This is a genomic window from Pelomonas sp. Root1217, from assembly GCF_001425705.1.
GTDB lineage: Bacteria > Pseudomonadota > Gammaproteobacteria > Burkholderiales > Burkholderiaceae_C > Pelomonas.
In genome coordinates this window covers 267,915-284,088 of record NZ_LMDC01000027.1, presented here as the reverse complement: position 1 = coordinate 284,088, position 16,174 = coordinate 267,915, and the positions used below count along the sequence as shown (strand labels likewise).

Genomic DNA, 16,174 nt, shown 5'->3' with positions numbered 1-16,174 from the left:
TGAGCTTCCACACCAGGAATCGCGCCCGAAAGGGTCCAAGGCAGGTCGCCTGCGCGCCTGCTGATAATCGCCCGTCTTTCCTCAGGTTCCTTCAGCGCCCATGCCCCGTTTCGACAGCCCCCGCCTGCTTGCCGATATTGGCGGCACCTATGCCCGTTTCGCACTGGAAATCGGCCCGGGCGAGTTCACGCAGATGGCCTCGCTGCGCTGCGCCGACCACGCCGACTTCCACGCCGCCGTGCGCGCCTATCTGCAAGGTCTGAGCTGGCAGGACGGCGGCGCACAGCAAATCGCGCATGCGGCCATCGCCATCGCCAACCCGGTCGAAGGCGATCGGGTGCGCATGACCAACTACCACTGGCAGTTCTCCATCGACGAGATGCGCCAGCGCCTGAGCCTGGACACCCTCGTCGTCGTCAACGACTTCACTGCGCTCGCCATGGCCCTGCCCCGGCTGGCCGAAGTGGATGTGCACCAGGTCGGCGGCGGCCAGGCACGCCGGCCCAGCGTCATCGGCCTGCTGGGCGCGGGCACGGGCCTGGGCGTTTCAGGCCTGATTCCCGCCGGGGAAGGCTGGATTGCGCTCGGCACCGAGGGCGGCCACGTCAACTTCGGCCCGCGCGACGAGCGCGAGATGGACATCCTGAAGTTCGCCTGGAAGACGCTCGATCACGTCTCCTATGAGCGCCTGATCTCCGGACCCGGCCTGGAGCTGATCTACAAGGCCCTGGCCGACCGCAACGGTGTGACCACCGAGCCGCTTCAGGCGCCTGCCATCACCCAACGCGCGCTGGAGGACGGCGACGCGCTGTGCCTGGAGACGCTGGAAGTCTTCTGCGGCCTGCTTGGCACCTGCGCGGCCAACCTGGCCGTCACGCTCGGTTCGCTGGGCGGCATCTATATCGGCGGCGGCATCGTGCCGCGCCTGGGCGAGTACTTCGACCGCAGCCCGTTTCGCGAGCGCTTCGAGGACAAGGGGCGCTTCCGCGACTACGTGTCGGCCATCCCGACCTTCGTCATCACCGCCGAGCACGCCACTTTCAAGGGTGCCTCGGCCATCCTCGAGAACCAGTTGCGCAACCTGCAGGCTTCGCCCGGCTCGGCCATCCTCGGCCAGATCCGCCGTGCGCGCAGCGAGCTGTCGCCGGCCGAGCTGCGCGTGGCCGACCTGGTGCTGGCCCAGCCGCGCTCGGTGTTGAACGACCCCATCGCCGAGATCGCCCGCGCCGCCGGCGTCAGCCAGCCGACCGTCATCCGCTTCTGCCGGTCGCTGGGTTGCGAGGGCCTGTCCGATTTCAAGCTGCGCCTGGCCTCGGGCCTGACCGGCACCGTGCCCGTCACCCACACCCAGGTCAACACCAACGACTCCATGCTGGAGCTCGGCGCCAAGGTGCTGGGCAACACCGCCAGCGCCATCCTGCAGGTGCGTAGCCACCTGAACCGCGACACCATCGACCGCGCCATCGACATGCTGCTGTCGGCCCACCGCATCGAGTTCTTCGCACTGGGCCATTACGGCGTCGTCGCCCAGGACGCGCAGTTCAAGTTCCTGCGCTTCGGCATGCCCTGCGGCGCCTACACCGACCCGCGCCTGCAGCTGCTGGCCGCCGACGTGCTGCGCGAGGGCGACGTGGCCGTCGTCATCAGCAGCGGCGGCCGCCTGCCGGAGCTGCTGTCTGTCGTCGAAAAGGCGCAGGAGCGCGGCGCCAAGGTCGTGGCCATCACGGCCAGCCAGAGCCCGCTGGCCAAGAAGGCCGACGTGACGCTGATCGTCGACCACATCGAGGACATCGCCACCCACCTGCCGATGGTCAGCCGCATCCTGCACCTGCTGGTCATCGACATCCTGGCCGTGGGCGTGGCCATGCGCCGCAGCCCGGACAGCATCGCCGCGCTGACCGTCGGCGGCGAGGACGACGACGGCAAGACTGCGCGCGGCGCCAGCACGGCGGCCCCCGGGGTCAGCATGGCTTCGCCGCTGGCGCGCCTGACGTCGCACAGCCGCTGAGCCTAGGGATTGAGGCCGCAACGCCTGACCCCACATGACTTTTGCCAAGCGGCGCTTTACTCACGACGATGGGTGAAGTGGGGCCGCCCGGCTCCGTTCAACTGCTACGCTAGCCGACCCATCACGCCAATGCCGGCCGGAAGGGGCGAATAAGACCCCATCGTCCTGGGAGGGACATGAAAGCTTCTTTTCTGAAACGCTGGCGCGTGCGCCTGATCGTCATTGCCGTGCTCGCCGCTGGCGGGGCCACCTGGTGGTTCACCCGCACGCCGCCGCCGCCACCACCGCCGCCCAGCGGCCTCGTCGCCCTGGCTGACGTGACCCAGACCGTGCAGGCCGCCGGCGTGCTGCAGGCCAAGACGCGCGTCGACGTGGGCGCCCAGGTCAGCGGCCAGGTCCAGACCATCCACATCGAGCTGGGCCAGCAGGTCAAAAAGGGCGACCTCCTGGTCAGCCTCGACCCCGAGCTGGCGCGCAGCGACGTGGCGCAAGCCGAAGCCGCCGTGGCCCAGGCCAGCGCGTCCATCGACAGCCGCCGCGTCGACGCCGAAGCCGCTCGCCGCGAACTCAAGCGCCAGCAGCGCCTGCTGGCCGGCCAGGCCACTTCGGGCAACGAAGCCGAGAAGGCCGAAATCGACATCGCCAAGATCGAAGCCGACCTGCGCGGCCAGGCCGCCAATCTCACGCGCTTGCAGGCCGAGTTGGACAAGAAGAAGGTCAGCCTCTCCTACACGCGCATCACCGCGCCCATGAACGGCACCGTCGTCAACCTGCCCGTGCAGGTGGGCCAGACGCTGATCTCCGTGCAGATCACGCCCGTCATCCTGACGCTGGCCGATCTCGACACCATCACCGTGCGAACCAAGGTGCCCGAAGCCGACATCCAGGCCATCAAGGTCGGCCAGACGGCGCGCTTCACGACGCTGTCGGGCGAAGGCAAGCGCTACGAGGGCAAGGTGCGCGTCATCCAGCCGGTGCCGGAGCGCGCGGGCAATGCGGTCTTCTACAACGTGCTGTTCGAGGTCGACAACCGCGAGCGGGCGCTGTTCAGCGACATGACGGTGCAGGTCGACATCGAGACCGGCTCGGCCAAGCAGGTGCTCGCCATGCCCATCGTCGCGCTGGGTGAACGCGGCAAGGATGGCCGCTTCACGGTGCAGGTGCTGGACGCGGCGAACAAACAGACGCCGCGGCAGGTCAAGGTGGGCCTGCAAGACGGCGCCAAGGTGCAGGTGCTGGACGGCCTGAAGGCCGGCGAGAAGGTGTTGCTGGCGCCGCCAAGTGCGGCGGATGCAGCCTCCGCTCCCGCCAGCGCAGCGTCCACCTGACATGGCTCTCATCGAGCTGAAGGACGTCGCCCGGCACTACCAGCTGGGCGAAATCGACGTCCCCGCCCTCGACGGCGTCAGCCTCAACATCGAGGCCGGCGAATTTGTCGCCATCATGGGCCAGTCCGGCTCCGGCAAGAGCACATTGATGAACGTGCTCGGCTGCCTGGACAACCCCACCAGCGGCAGCTTCGTCATCGACGGCCAGGACGCCAGCACCCTCGGCCCGGATGAGCTCGCCGCACTTCGCCGCGAGCGCTTCGGCTTCATCTTCCAGCGCTACCACCTGCTGCCCCACCTGGACGCCCGCGCCAACGCTGCGCTCCCTGCGGTCTACGCTGGCGTCGGCACCGGAGCGCGCGGCGGGCGGGCCCGCGCGCTGCTGGAGCGACTGGGCCTGGGTGACCGCCTGCATCACCGGCCCAACGAACTCTCGGGCGGCCAACAGCAGCGCGTGTCCATCGCCCGGGCGCTGATGAATGGCGGCCAGATCATCCTGGCCGACGAGCCCACCGGCGCGCTGGACTCCGCCTCCGGCGCCGAGATGCTGCGCCTGCTGGAAGAGCTGAACCAGCGCGGCCACACGATCATCCTCGTCACCCACGATGCCGCCGTGGCCGCCCATGCACGGCGCGTCATCGAGCTGAAGGATGGCAAGGTCGTCGCCGACAACGGCACGCCGGCCGGCCACATCGCACCCACCGAACTGCCCAGCGATGCGCCGCCGGTCAAGGAAGGCGGCCGGCTTCGTCGCCTGCAGGTGCAATGGCGCGAAGCCATCGCCACCGCGCTGCTCGCACTCAAGGGCAACCGGCTGCGCACGGCCCTGTCCATGCTGGGCATCAGCATCGGCATCGCCTCCGTCGTCAGCATCGTCGCGCTGACCACCGCCGCCCGTGACTCCATCGAGACCGACCTCAGCAGCCTGATCTCCGGCCGCATCCCCGTCTGGCGCGGCAACCCCGCGCTGCCGCCCGGTGCCGTGCCCCAACCCTTCCGGCCGCACGAGATCGACTCGCTGCGCGCGCTCAACGGCGTCAAGAGCATCACACTGAACCGCCAGATGCAGCTGACCGCCCGCCACCAGTCGCGCGACGCGATGCTGGAGGCCATTGGTGGCGACACGGCCACGCTGAAGGCGCGCAAGCTCAAGCTCGTGCAGGGCCGCTACCTCAGCGCGATGGACTTCGAGACGCGCAGCCAGGTCGTCGTCCTCGACGAGAAATCGCGCGACGCGCTGTTCAAGAAGGGCGAATCGCCGCTGGGCCAGCTCGTCTTCGTCAACCCCGGCATGGCGCCTGACGCCCAGGCCGCCCAGCAGCCAGGCGCGCCGCCACCGCCCACGGCCGCCCTGCCCTTCACGGTCGTCGGCGTCGTCGCCCCCGAAGGCGGCGCTTTCAGCTTTGGCAGCTGGCTGGGGCAGCTCTACATCCCGCACACCACCTTCTCGCGCAAGCTGGACGCGCGCGCCGACGTCGACAACTTCGACGTGCTGCTGGACCTGACCGTGCCACCGCAGCAGGTGCGCGAGCAGATCATCCACCGCCTCAAGGCCCTGCATGGGCGCGAGGACTTCGGCACCTGGAACGGCGAAGAGGAGTTCCGCAAGTTCCAGAGCGTCACCAGCGCGATGGCGGCGCTGTTCGCCGGCGTCGCGGCCATCTCGCTGCTGGTGGGCGGCGTGGGCGTCATGAACATCATGCTGGTGTCGGTCTCCGAGCGCACCCGCGAGATCGGCATCCGCATGGCGGTCGGCGCACGCCAGGGCGATGTGCGGCTGCAGTTCCTCATCGAGGCCGTCGTGTTGTGCTTCCTGGGCGGGCTGGTGGGCGTCTGCCTCAGCTGGCTGGCGGCGCAGGCCGTCAACGCGGCCCAGCAGCACCTGCATGTCGTCATCAGCTGGGCGGCCCTGGGCGTGGCCTTCGCGGTGTCCAGCGGCGTGGGCCTGGTGTTCGGCACGCTGCCCGCGCGCCGTGCGGCGGCTCTCAGCCCGGTCGACGCGTTGGCACGGGAGTAGAAATGGAGCCCCTCGTCCAAGGAGAACCTTGGCCGGTCCCCCGAGGGGACGGCGATGCTTGCGGCATCAAGCCGCAAGCACATCGCCAGAGCGGGCCGGCTAGGGAGCGGCCCGTCGCTCGTCCCGCCAGATTCACGACGTATGCGACGCGAGGCGAATGGACAACTGATATGAAAACGAGACAGACCCTGATCGTCCTGGCCGCCGCCCTGCTGCTGGCCGGCTGCGCGAATGGCCCTGCGGCCAAGGCACCCGACGTGGCCATGCCCACTGCCTGGAGCCTGGGCAGCGGCGACGTGGCGCCCGACTGGGCCGGGCTGCTCGATCCCCAGCTCGCCGCGCTGCAGGCCCGCGCACTGGAGGCCAACCGCGACATCGCCCGCGCCGCGCTGAGCTGGAAGCAGGCGCAGTTGCTGGCCGAGCAGAGCGCGCTGCGCTGGTCTCCGAGCGCCAGCCTGTCCGCCAACGCCAGCCGCCCGATCGAGACGCAGAGCAGCACGCGCAACGTCGAGGTCGGCGGCGTGACGATCCCGGTGACCACCTCGACCGGCTGGAGCCGCAGCTATGGCGCGTCCGTCGGCGTCGGCTACGAGCTGGACCTGTGGGACCGCCTGGCCCAGAGCACGGCCGCCCAGCGCGCCAATGCCGAGGCCACGCGCACGGACATCGATGCCGCCCGCCTGTCCATCCGCAGCCAGGTGGCCGAGGCCTACTGGACGCTGGCCGCCATCCGCGCGCAAAAGCCGCTGGCCGAGACCCAGCTCGCGCTGACCCGCGAGACGCTGGAGCTGACGCGGCAGCGCGTGCGTGAAGGCAAGCTGCTGCCCATCGAGCTCGACAAGATCGCGGTCAATGTGCAGGCCGCCGAGTCGCGCCTGGCCGACCTCGCCGCCGACGCGCAACTGCAGCGCCAGATCCTCGCGTTGCTGCTCGACGAGCCCCTGCCCGGCCCTTCGCCCGAGGCGGCGCTGCCGGCTGGAGAGCCGCCACGCTGGCGCCTGGCCGAGCCCGCCGAGGTGCTCGCGCGCCGCCCCGATGTGCAGAAGGCCCGCTTCGGTGTGGATGCGTCCCTGGCGCGGCTGCGCGTCAGCGAGGCCGACCGCTACCCGCGCCTGTCCTTCTCCGCGGGCCTGAGCACTGGCGGCAGCCATGCACGAGACTGGTTGTCGCAGCCACTGGCGTCTCTCGGCACCAACCTCATCGTGCCGATGATCGACTGGCAGCGCCTGGCCCTGCAGCGCGACGGCGCCCGCACAGAGCTCGATGCCGCCGCGCTCGCCCTGCGCGATACGCTGCAACGCGCGCTGGCCGACATCGAGACCCAGCGCATCGAGGCTGAGCGCGTGGCCCAGCAGCTTGCCGCCAACGAAGGCCGGCTGCGCGAAGCGACCGAGAACGAGCGCCTGGCCGCGCTGCGCTACGAGGTAGGCGCCGTGGCCCGTGCTGACTGGCTGCAGACGCGCAGCGCCGTGCTCGACGCGGAGCAGGGACGCATTCGGTTGCGCCTGCAGCAATGGGTCCGGCAGGCGGCGCTGTTCAAGTCGCTCGGCGGGGCATGAGCCAAGACAGGCTCAAGGTCCTGTTCATCTGCAGCCGCAATCAGTGGCGCAGTCCGACGGCCGAGCAGGTGTTCCGCCGCCACCCGGCCCTGCACGTGCGCTCGGCCGGCACCAGCGCCAGCGCGCGCAAGCAGGTCAGCGCTGCCGACCTCGAGTGGGCCGACGTCATCCTCGTCATGGAAAGCAAGCACCGCTCGCGCCTCATGCAGGACCACGCCACATCGCTGGCGGGCAAGGAACTGCATGTGCTGGACATCCCGGACGACTACCGCTTCATGGACGCTGAGCTCGTCGAACTCTTGCAGACAGCTGTGCCGCCGCTGCTTCGGCTAGGCTGACGGCATGCGTTCTACCTTCTCCTCTTTTCTGCAGCGGCGCGCTGCCCTCGCGCTGATCGCTGCGGCATTGACGGCGCCAGTCATCGCCGCCACGCCCGTGCAGGGCTTCAAGGTCGTCAAGAGCTACCCGCACGACGGCGATGCCTTCACCCAGGGCCTGTTCTTCCACGATGGCTTCCTGTTCGAAGGCACCGGCCTGCGTGGGCGCTCCAGCATCCGCAAGGTCGAGATCGAGACCGGCAAGGTGGTCCAGCAGGTGGACCTGCCGGCCGAGGTCTTCGGCGAAGGCATCTCGCAATGGGGTGACCGCCTCATCGGCATCACCTGGACCGAGCAGACCGCCTATGTGCTCGACCTCAAGACCTTCAAGCTGTGGCGTAAGTTCAACTACCCCGGCGAGGGCTGGGGCCTGACGCACAGCGACAAGGAGCTGGTCATGAGCGACGGCAGCCCTGAGCTGCGCTTCCTCGACCCGCTGACCTTCAAGGAACTGCGCCGCGTGAGCGTGACGGCGGATGGCAAGCCCGTTGACCAGATCAACGAGCTGGAATGGGTGGAGGGCGAGGTGCTGGCCAACATCTGGCAGACCGACCGCATCGCCCGCATCGACCCCAAGACCGGCCGCGTGACCGCCTGGATCGACCTGAGCGGCCTGCTGCCTGACAACCTGCGCAGCAGCCCGGATGCGGTGCTCAACGGCATTGCCTATGACGCCAAGACCAAGCGGCTGTTTGTCACCGGCAAGCTGTGGCCGAAGCTGTTCGAGATCCAGCTGACCAAGAAATAGCCGAGTGCCACCAAGCTCACCTCCTCCAATCCATGGTCAATAGACCTGCGCCTCATATGCCGCCGAAGCGAAGCCTTGCCGTTTTGATCATCCTCGCAACGCTGGGCGCAGGCGCACAAGCCCTCGAACCCAACCCCAAGCTTCGCGAGATCGCCGCCGCGGATCAACAGGACAGGGCGGGTCCCATCGAGGGCATCGACTACACCCAGTTGGCCGGTAGAGATGCCGAACGCCGGATCCAGGTCAGGCGCTTGCTGGAGCAGGGCGAAGTCCGTGCCGCCGAAGACTATTTCTACGCCGCGCTCGTCTTCCAGCACGGCGAAACGGTGGAGGACTTCAAGCTTGCCTTCTCGCTGGTCAGCATCGCCGCAGCGCTGCGACCCGAACGCCCTGGCCCCAAGGCCGCCGCCTGCTCCGCGTGGGACAGGTTGCTCCTGCGGTCAGGAAAACCGCAGTGGTATGGCACGCAGTTCGAGCGTTCAGCAAAGACGGGGAAGATGGAACTCTCAGCCGTCGATGAGTCCGCAGTGACGGACGGGGACCGGAAGGCCTGCGGACTGCCAACGCTGCAAGAGTCTCGCGACGGCGCCGGTCAGCTCAAGTAGCCTCGCGTGAACTGCAGGACGCGCGCCTGAACGGCGCTCTCGCGTCGCTCGGGAACGATCAGCGGCAGACTTCCGTCCCGAAGTCAAAAACGATCTCCCAGCCACCCGCCGGCTTGCGCCGCCACACTGACTGGAAGCGCGCCGTCACCTTGCCCTCGGTATCAAGCACCGGCCCGGTGGTGCGGGCCAGGTCGCCGCTGGGCAGCACCAGCACCAGGTCGGGGGACCAGCTGAAGGGCGGCTTGGGCGAAGTGAGCATGCCGGTCCAGGCCGCCATGACGGCGTCGGGACCGTGCAGCGGTGCCTTGCCCATCCAGATGGTGTCCGGCGCCAGCAAACGCCGGAAGCCCGCCACGTCACGTGCTGCGAAGGCCGCGGCAAAGGCGGTCTCAGCGGCGCGAGCCTCTTCGACCCGCCTGGCGATTTCGTCGGTTGACGGCCAACCCGGTTGCGACGCGGCCGAAGCAGCGGCGGGCAGCGTGGCGGCGGCAAGCAAGGCATGGCGGCGGGTGGTCATCGGCTTCTCCGTGTTCTGGAAGCCGAGAGCATGCCTCTTGGGCCAAGCCGTGCCTCAAGTCACCCAGGGCGGTTGCGGTCTTGCTCGTGTTGCTCGGCACCCGGGATCGGCAGCAACCACGGCTCGCGGCGCTTTACCCACAGCTCGTAGCTCGGCACGAGAGCGGTCGGCGCCTGCGACAGCGCACCAAGCTTGACCTCCGCCTCCCGGTCGTCGACCGCGAAGAGACGGGACCCGCAGCGCGGGCAGAAATGCCGGCCGCGGAACTGCGCGGTTTCTCCTGCGCGTTCAAACCGGGTCGCAGGCCAGACCCCGAAGAAGGTGAAGGCCGAACCGCTCTCCTGCCGGCAGTCGGTGCAGTGGCAGATGCCTGTGCGAAGCGGCTCGCCGCTGACTGAAAACTTCACCTGCCCGCAAAGGCAGGCCCCGGAAATCACCGCCATGGCTATCCCCTGTCCGCTGAATCGGTTCGATTGAAGAACAGCGGCGGCGCGCCTGCCAGCTCAGGGCAGCGCGGCCTCGCGTCAGCCCAGTCCGACAAAGCCCCCCGCTCACGCCGCCTGGCGCTTGCACGTGAAAAAACCGTTCAGCGTGAGGCGGCCTCGAAGCGCGTCGGAGCTCAGCAGCGCGGGCTGATCCACATCAGGCGAATGAAAAAGGGATCCGTCGTAGAAGATGGCGCGGTTCCAGACCGCGAGGACTCTGGCCACACGCGCGAAATGCGCGTTGTCGCCTTTCATGTACCCCGGCTCCACACCATAGCGTGCACTGAAGGTCGGGCCGTCCAGCTTGAAACTGTCCTCCAGCACGCGGTCGATCTCTTGCGGATCTCGCAGTGGGCGATAGAAGCTGGTCCCCCCCAGCGCAGGGTCATGAAACAAATACAGCACACTGGCTGCGCACAACAAACTTCGGTCGACGAGCACAACGTCGCGGTGGCACAGCCAAAGCCGGTGATCAAGCGCCTCGGGAGGCGTGTTCAGCAATGACAGCCGCGCCTCCTGATGCAGCGTGCGACGGCCACCGAGCGGCGCACGCGCATGCTCCGCGAAGAAATCGGCCATCCGCTCGCCCAGCACCTTGGGCGCGTCGAGCACCAAGCCCGGATAAGGAAAGTGCGTCGGCGGCCGGAAAGCTTGCGAGGCCGCCCATTGGCGCACGCCTTCCGGATTGGCCAGGGCGTTGTCCACCACCACGCAGTGGCTGCCATGCGGCAGAGGCACGACCCGCACGCTCGGCTCGGGATGAAAAAAACGACCCTCGGCGTCCAGCCACTCTGTCAACACGGCGCTCCTCCCCAACCTGTCTTGTGTTCGTTCATCCTGGAAACCGCGGCGGGCTCGTCCGAAGGGCTGCGATGGCGAGGTGCGCAGTTCTGCCCGAAAGGAAGGAGCTACGCGGCCAGCGTACTGGCAGCGTTGTCTTTCGACTGGTGAATATGGCGGTGAGCCAACACGGCTGACGGCCCCTCAACTGCGGTGTCCAGAATGATAGGTGAGGCCAGCGCTGGCGCCGGTCGTCCAGCCTGCCGGGGACGCCCGTCAGCCTTCCAATTCTCAGAACGCAGCAATCCCCGTGATCGCCCGGCCCAGGATCAACGCATGGATGTCGTGCGTGCCCTCATACGTGTTCACCACCTCCAGGTTCACCAGATGGCGGGCGATGCCGAACTCGTCGGAAATGCCGTTGCCGCCGAGCATGTCGCGCGCCATGCGGGCGATGTCCAGGCTCTTGCCGCAGCTGTTGCGCTTCATGATGGACGTGATCTCCACCGCCGCCGTGCCCTCGTCCTTCATGCGGCCCAGGCGCAGGCAGCCTTGCAGGCCCAGAGTGATCTCGGTCTGCATGTCGGCCAGCTTCTTCTGCACCAGCTGGTTGGCGGCCAGCGGCTTGCCGAACTGCTTGCGGTCCATCGTGTACTGGCGGGCCGTGTGCCAGCAATCCTCGGCCGCACCGAGCGCGCCCCAGGCAATGCCGTAGCGAGCCGAGTTCAAGCAGGTGAACGGGCCCTTGAGGCCTCGCACCTCGGGGAAGGCGTTCTCCTCGGGGCAGAACACGCTGTCCATGACGATCTCGCCGGTGATGGACGCCCGCAGGCCCACCTTGCCATGGATGGCCGGCGCGCTCAGGCCCTTGGCGCCCTTTTCCAGCACGAAGCCGCGGATCTGGCCGCCATCATCCTTGGCCCAGACGACGAACACGTCGGCGATGGGGCTGTTGGTGATCCACATCTTGCTGCCGGTCAGCTCGTAGCCGCCGTCCACCTTGCGGGCGCGCGTGACCATGGAGCCGGGGTCGGAGCCGTGGTTGGGCTCGGTCAGGCCGAAGCAGCCGATCCACTCGCCGCTGGCCAGCTTGGGCAGGTACTTCTGCTTGGTGGCCTCGTTGCCGAACTCGTTGATGGGCACCATGACGAGGGACGACTGCACGCTCATCATCGAGCGGTAGCCCGAGTCGACACGCTCCACCTCGCGGGCGATCAGGCCGTAGGACACGTAGTTCAGGCCGGCGCCGCCGTATTCACTGGGGATGGTCGGGCCCAGCAAGCCCAGCTCGCCCATCTCGCGAAAGATGCTCGCATCGGTCTTCTCGTTGCGGAAGGCCTCGAGCACTCGCGGCTTCAGGCGGTCGGTGCAATAGGCCGCAGCGGCGTCGCGCACCATGCGTTCATCGTCGGTGAGCTGCTCGTTCAGCAGCAGCGGGTCGTCCCAGTGAAAGCCTGCCTTGGTGGCCATGGTGCGCGTCCTGATGAGCAACGCCCGGCAAAAGCGCCGGGCGCGAATGGCAGAAGTATTGCGCCGCGGACCGATTCGTGTCCAATTCAAGAAACGACTTCGACGATTCGCAATGCCTATCGACACAGCTGCAGCCGCCACCCGCTCGCTGGAGTTCCGCCACCTGCGCTACTTCATCGCCTTGGCCGAGGAGCTGCACTACGGCCGCGCCGCCCAGCGCCTGGCCATCTCTCAGCCGCCGCTGTCGGTCGCCATCCAGCAGCTGGAGGCCAGCGTCGGCGCACGCCTGTTCGACCGCGACAGCAAGGGCGTGCGCCTCACGCCCGCGGGCGACGCCTTCCGCACCAGCGCCCAAGCCCTGCTGGACCGCGCCGAAGACGCCTGCGCGCTGGCCCGCGAGGTGCAGGCCGGTGAGGTGGGCCGGCTGCGCCTGGGCTTTGTCGGCTCCACGCTGTTCAACGGCCTGTCCACCTGGTTGCAGGCCTTCCAGGCCAGCCATCCCAAGGTCGAGGTGATCGTCATCGAGTTGAACTCGCAGGACCAGATCGAGGCCTTGCTCCGCGAGGAGCTTGACCTCGGCCTCGTCCACACCGACCGCCTGCCGCCCGCCCTCACCTCGCAGCCGCTCTACAGCGAACCCTTCCTCGCCTGCCTGCCCGCCAACCACCCGAGCGCCAAGCTGAAGAAGATTCCCTTGGCGACGCTGAGCGACCAGCCCTTCATCCTCTTCTCCCGCAAGGGCTCACCCGACTACCACGCCCGCATCGTCGAGATCTGCCGCCAGCACGGCTTCTACCCGCGGCTGCAGCACGAGGGCCGGCACTGGCTGTCCGTGGTGTCGCTGGTGGCCCAGGGCATGGGCGTCAGCATCGTGCCGGCGGCCTTCCAGCGCGCGGGCGTGCAGGGCGCGGTGTTCAAGCCGCTGGCCGAGGCCATCGAGCCATCGGCGGTGTTTGCGGCGTGGCGGGCTGACTCGACTGGCGTGTTGAGAGAACGTTTTCTCGACGCCAGACCCGGCCGCTGAGCGCGACCGCTTGTTTCACATCAGCGGGTAAGCCCGATGGTCGAACTAATTGTTCGCGGCTCGAATTTATTTGCCCATGACAACGCTGCCATTCACAAGGTAGCGGTCATGGGCGATGACCCTTTCAACCATAACGGAGACATATGAAATCAATCCACCGCGCGTTGGGCGCTGCCGCCTTTGTCGTCATGTCCCTCGCCTCCCCGGGCGCGCAGGCCGCCACTTGGGGGGCCTCCTCGCCCGCCACGTCATCCTGCTCGGCCCCCAACCTGTTCGCCAGCTGGAACTACGGCAGCTACAACTTCAACAACGACGTCTGGGGCCCGTGCGGCGGTGCCGCCGTCGGCCCGCAGACCATTTGGGCCAACACGAATGCCGACTGGGGTGTCTGGTCCGACCAGCCCAACACCGGCGGGATCAAGTCGTACCCGCACATCGGCTACGCGGTCAACCGCACCATCAGCTCGCTGTCGCAGTTGTCGTCCACCATCTCCGCCACCACGCCGGGCGGCGGCGCCTGGTCATCGACCTTCGACGTCTGGGTGGGCAACAACGCCCACGAGATCATGCTGTGGCTGAACTACACCGGCACCGCGGCCGGCTGCGGCAACGTCAAGCCCATCTCCTACAACTGGAACGCGCAGGGCTGCGCGATCCCCGTCTACACCAACGTGAACGTGGGCGGTGCCACGTGGAACGTCTACCGCGGCAACAACGGCGCCAACATGGTCTATTCCTTCCTGCGCACCTCGAAGACGAACAACACCACGATCGACGTTCTGGGCATCCTCAACTACCTGAGGAACCTCGGCTGGATGGCCGACCTGGTCGTGGGTGACGTGCAGTACGGCTTCGAGATCACGTCGTCGTCGGGCGGCATGAACTTCGGGTCGAGGAACTTCTCCGTCACCGTGAGGTAGCCGAGGCAAAGCGCGGCCAGCACGGCCGCGCTTACATCCCCGTACACCTGGGCGTGCTCGCTGCGACGCACTTGTTTCAACATGGTCGCCGGCACTTCGGCCGGCGCCCTGTTGAAGAAGAACAAATGCAAAGCGACCCGATCAAGAAGAGCATCGGCGGGCTCGTCCTGCTGGCCACGGCCGTCGGCCTGACGGCCTGTGGCGGCGGTGGCGGCAGCCCACTGCCGCCGCCAGCCCCATCGCCCGCTCCCACGCCCTCTCCTGCGCCGCCGCCACCTCCGCCGGCCCCTGCTCCGGCTCCTGCTCCTGCTCCTGCGCCCTCCCCTGCACCCGATGCCTCGCCGCAGATCGGCGGCTGCGATGTCTTCCCCGCCACGGCGGTGTTCAACACGCGCATCGACGATGCCCAGCGCTTCCCCGTGCACGCCAGCAGCGCGACGTGGATCAGCAACATCGGCACGACGAGGTCATTTCATCCGGACTGGGGCACCAGCGAGAACCAGCAGCAGCCGGCCGACTACTACGGCATCCCGTACAACGTGGTGGACGGCAGCACCGCGGCCACGGCCACCACCAGCTGGCCGACGGTGGCCTTCAATCCCACCGACCCACGCGCCGGCAGCGGCGACGGCGCGCCCGACGAGAGCGACTGCGGCGCACCCGTGGGCGGCGGCTACAGCCTCGTGCGCGACTGCACGACGCTGACCGCGCCCAACCGCCGCTTCCCCTTCCCGCGCGACGACCTGCTCAAGGCCGAGGGCGGCGCCTGCAATGACGCCCAGCAATGCAGCGACCGCCATGTGTTGGTGGTCGAGCAAGGCAGCTGCCGGCTGTGGGAGAGCTACGCCAGCTTCAAGCTCAACGCGCAGTGGTACAGCTACTCGACAGCCGCGTGGGACCTGAAGAGCAACGCGATGCGCCCCGACACCTGGACCTCGGGCGACGCCGCCGGCCTGCCCATGCTGCCCCTGCTGGCGCGGGCCGCTGAAGCCAGCGCGGGCGAGATCCGCCATGCCTTGCGCGTCACGCTGCGCGACAGCGTGCTGGCCCGCAGCCACGTCTGGCCGGCGCGCCATCACGCGGGCGGCGAGACGGCCGGCGGCGTGCCCTTTGGCGCCGTGATGCGCCTGAAGGCCAGCTTCTTACCGCCAGCCTCCTGGAGCGCCCAGGCCAAGGCTGTCGCGGTGGCGATGCAGCGCTATGGCCTCTACGTCGCCGACATCGGCTCCGACCTGTACGTGCAGGGCGAGCCCAGTGCGCAGTGGCAAGACGCGACGATCTCCAGCCTCAAGACGCTGCGGGCGTCGGATTTTGAGTTTGTGGACATGGGCGCGGTCACGGGGGATAGCCGGTTCAGTGGGGATTCGTTTCAGGCGAGCTGGTAGTCATCTCTCGGTCTGGCGGCAGCCGACCGGCGCCTGACGCACCACACGGCCGCTAACGCCGCCAGCACAAGGGCCGCGCTTGCGGGTTCAGGGTTGGTGCGGTGCTCGGGCGACTCCGCGATGGCGGCAAAGATCGTGCCGCTGCGCACGTTGCCCGTGACCGGGCTGAGGTACTGAACGGTCAGGGCGCCCGCCAACTCGCCGAGGCGTGCGCTGGTGGACTTGCCATCCTCCGGATCGATATAGCCAATGTTCGCGGCCTCACCGGCGTCGATGCTTCCGTCGCCGTCGTCGTCGCTCCAGAACAAAGAGGTCAGCGTGACGTAGTGGCCACCGTCGGTGCCGAAGTCGAGCAGCAGCTCGATATCCTGGTTGTGGCTCAACTCGTTCAGCAGGAATTGCGGCGTCGGGTTGGTTTCGTCGATGTTGTCGGGCTTGGCACCGCCCTCAACCGGATCCCAGTCCTTCACTTGCCCGTGGATGACAGTGGTGTTGGGCGCCACCGTGTCGAAGTACTTCTGCTTGCCGTTGATGAAGTTCGTGATGTGAGTGCCCTTCTCACAGCAGGTGTCCATGTAGTTCTTCGCCAGGTCGGCGGCAACCGCAATAAGTTCGGCTTGAGTGGGCTTGGTGCCATCGACTGCCGGGATCAGCTTGGAGCCGTAGATCAGGGAGTACTCGCGCTGCAGGAAGACAAAGGAGTTGACGGCTGCCACCGGCCCGCAGGCCATGTTGGGACAGGGAGCCACATTCTTCTGAGACAGATCACCGAACTTGTCGACGTCCTCATGCTCAAAATGCACCACCGGCACGGGGTCGGCCAGCGCTGGCGTACAGAGCAGGAGGCCTACAAGTGCGGCAAGAAGCCAAGAGCTGCGAACCGCCTGCGAAACGTCGATGTTCATGCTGCGCCCCCGCGTGCCGAATCCGGCAACGTCCCGTTTTGCGCCT

The 16,174-nt window shown here is 67.8% G+C and carries 15 protein-coding genes; 10 read left to right on the top strand and 5 right to left on the bottom strand.

What is annotated here, in order from left to right:
- Window positions 1–100: 100 nt before the first annotated feature.
- The 7 genes from ASC95_RS19000 (at window position 101) to ASC95_RS18970 (ending at window position 8,642) form a co-directional block, all read left to right on the top strand.
- Complete coding sequence (locus ASC95_RS19000; RefSeq protein WP_057299269.1) at window positions 101–2,008, top strand: glucokinase; 1,908 nt, start codon at window positions 101–103, stop codon at window positions 2,006–2,008.
- A 176-nt stretch (window positions 2,009–2,184) separates the two neighbouring features.
- The gene (locus ASC95_RS18995; RefSeq protein ID WP_057299268.1) at window positions 2,185–3,336 is read left to right on the top strand and encodes an efflux RND transporter periplasmic adaptor subunit; all 1,152 of its coding nucleotides are present in this window, start codon (window positions 2,185–2,187) and stop codon (window positions 3,334–3,336) included.
- A 1-nt stretch (window position 3,337) separates the two neighbouring features.
- Window positions 3,338–5,353 (top strand): ATP-binding cassette domain-containing protein, encoded by a 2,016-nt coding sequence (locus ASC95_RS18990; protein WP_057299267.1) that lies wholly within the window; start codon window positions 3,338–3,340, stop codon window positions 5,351–5,353.
- A gap of 170 nt (window positions 5,354–5,523) precedes the next feature.
- Entirely contained in the window at window positions 5,524–6,912 is a 1,389-nt protein-coding gene (locus tag ASC95_RS18985) for a TolC family protein (RefSeq protein WP_057299266.1), read from the top strand.
- A complete protein-coding gene (locus tag ASC95_RS18980; protein WP_057299265.1) occupies window positions 6,909–7,250 on the top strand; it encodes a low molecular weight protein tyrosine phosphatase family protein in 342 nt (113 codons plus the stop codon). The genes ASC95_RS18985 and ASC95_RS18980 overlap by 4 nt, the downstream gene beginning before the upstream one ends.
- Before the next feature lie 4 nt (window positions 7,251–7,254).
- Window positions 7,255–8,037 (top strand): glutaminyl-peptide cyclotransferase, encoded by a 783-nt coding sequence (locus ASC95_RS18975; RefSeq protein ID WP_057299264.1) that lies wholly within the window; start codon window positions 7,255–7,257, stop codon window positions 8,035–8,037.
- Window positions 8,038–8,120: 83 nt separating this feature from the next.
- Complete coding sequence (locus tag ASC95_RS18970) at window positions 8,121–8,642, top strand: hypothetical protein (RefSeq protein WP_162250808.1); 522 nt, start codon at window positions 8,121–8,123, stop codon at window positions 8,640–8,642.
- Between the two features lie 58 nt (window positions 8,643–8,700).
- On the opposite strand, the gene ASC95_RS18965 is transcribed toward ASC95_RS18970, so the two are convergent.
- The 4 genes from ASC95_RS18965 to ASC95_RS18950 all read right to left on the bottom strand — a co-directional run bounded on the left by ASC95_RS18965 (window position 8,701) and on the right by ASC95_RS18950 (window position 11,894).
- On the bottom strand, window positions 8,701–9,159 hold the full coding sequence (locus tag ASC95_RS18965) for a DUF4440 domain-containing protein (protein WP_057299262.1): 459 nt from the start codon (window positions 9,157–9,159) through the stop codon (window positions 8,701–8,703).
- A gap of 59 nt (window positions 9,160–9,218) precedes the next feature.
- Window positions 9,219–9,602 carry a GFA family protein gene (locus tag ASC95_RS18960; protein ID WP_057299261.1) on the bottom strand — a complete coding sequence of 128 codons (384 nt, stop codon included), beginning with the start codon at window positions 9,600–9,602 and terminating at the stop codon, window positions 9,219–9,221.
- A gap of 108 nt (window positions 9,603–9,710) precedes the next feature.
- Complete coding sequence (locus tag ASC95_RS18955) at window positions 9,711–10,442, bottom strand: DUF6445 family protein (RefSeq protein WP_157256399.1); 732 nt, start codon at window positions 10,440–10,442, stop codon at window positions 9,711–9,713.
- A gap of 273 nt (window positions 10,443–10,715) precedes the next feature.
- Window positions 10,716–11,894: an acyl-CoA dehydrogenase gene (locus ASC95_RS18950; protein ID WP_057299505.1), complete on the bottom strand. Its 1,179-nt coding sequence runs from the start codon at window positions 11,892–11,894 to the stop codon at window positions 10,716–10,718.
- A 148-nt stretch (window positions 11,895–12,042) separates the two neighbouring features.
- Here ASC95_RS18950 and ASC95_RS18945 point away from each other — a divergent pair, with 148 nt between their 5' ends.
- The 3 genes from ASC95_RS18945 to ASC95_RS31450 all read left to right on the top strand — a co-directional run bounded on the left by ASC95_RS18945 (window position 12,043) and on the right by ASC95_RS31450 (window position 15,223).
- The gene (locus ASC95_RS18945; RefSeq protein ID WP_057299504.1) at window positions 12,043–12,918 is read left to right on the top strand and encodes a LysR family transcriptional regulator; all 876 of its coding nucleotides are present in this window, start codon (window positions 12,043–12,045) and stop codon (window positions 12,916–12,918) included.
- 143 nt (window positions 12,919–13,061) lie between these two features.
- Window positions 13,062–13,838, top strand: a complete 777-nt coding sequence (locus ASC95_RS18940) for a glycosyl hydrolase (RefSeq protein WP_057299259.1) — start codon at window positions 13,062–13,064, stop codon at window positions 13,836–13,838.
- Window positions 13,839–13,963: 125 nt separating this feature from the next.
- Window positions 13,964–15,223 (top strand): hypothetical protein, encoded by a 1,260-nt coding sequence (locus ASC95_RS31450; protein ID WP_057299258.1) that lies wholly within the window; start codon window positions 13,964–13,966, stop codon window positions 15,221–15,223.
- Here ASC95_RS31450 and ASC95_RS18930 read toward each other — a convergent pair.
- Window positions 15,208–16,128 carry a hypothetical protein gene (locus ASC95_RS18930; protein WP_057299257.1) on the bottom strand — a complete coding sequence of 307 codons (921 nt, stop codon included), beginning with the start codon at window positions 16,126–16,128 and terminating at the stop codon, window positions 15,208–15,210. The two genes, ASC95_RS31450 and ASC95_RS18930, sit on opposite strands and share 16 nt — an antisense overlap.
- Window positions 16,129–16,174 lie beyond the last annotated feature (46 nt).

What these genes read in the sequence shown, in the direction of transcription:
- ASC95_RS31450 (WP_057299258.1), top strand. Translation starts at nt 13,964, where the DNA reads ATGCAAAGCGACCCGATCAAGAAGAGCATCGGCGGGCTCGTCCTGCTG.
- ASC95_RS18995 (WP_057299268.1), top strand. Translation starts at nt 2,185, where the DNA reads ATGAAAGCTTCTTTTCTGAAACGCTGGCGCGTGCGCCTGATCGTCATT.
- ASC95_RS18990 (WP_057299267.1), top strand. Translation starts at nt 3,338, where the DNA reads ATGGCTCTCATCGAGCTGAAGGACGTCGCCCGGCACTACCAGCTGGGC.
- ASC95_RS18960 (WP_057299261.1), bottom strand. Translation starts at nt 9,602, where the DNA reads ATGGCGGTGATTTCCGGGGCCTGCCTTTGCGGGCAGGTGAAGTTTTCA.
- ASC95_RS18975 (WP_057299264.1), top strand. Translation starts at nt 7,255, where the DNA reads ATGCGTTCTACCTTCTCCTCTTTTCTGCAGCGGCGCGCTGCCCTCGCG.
- ASC95_RS18930 (WP_057299257.1), bottom strand. Translation starts at nt 16,128, where the DNA reads ATGAACATCGACGTTTCGCAGGCGGTTCGCAGCTCTTGGCTTCTTGCC.
- ASC95_RS18940 (WP_057299259.1), top strand. Translation starts at nt 13,062, where the DNA reads ATGAAATCAATCCACCGCGCGTTGGGCGCTGCCGCCTTTGTCGTCATG.
- ASC95_RS18950 (WP_057299505.1), bottom strand. Translation starts at nt 11,894, where the DNA reads ATGGCCACCAAGGCAGGCTTTCACTGGGACGACCCGCTGCTGCTGAAC.
- ASC95_RS18985 (WP_057299266.1), top strand. Translation starts at nt 5,524, where the DNA reads ATGAAAACGAGACAGACCCTGATCGTCCTGGCCGCCGCCCTGCTGCTG.
- ASC95_RS18980 (WP_057299265.1), top strand. Translation starts at nt 6,909, where the DNA reads ATGAGCCAAGACAGGCTCAAGGTCCTGTTCATCTGCAGCCGCAATCAG.
- ASC95_RS19000 (WP_057299269.1), top strand. Translation starts at nt 101, where the DNA reads ATGCCCCGTTTCGACAGCCCCCGCCTGCTTGCCGATATTGGCGGCACC.
- ASC95_RS18965 (WP_057299262.1), bottom strand. Translation starts at nt 9,159, where the DNA reads ATGACCACCCGCCGCCATGCCTTGCTTGCCGCCGCCACGCTGCCCGCC.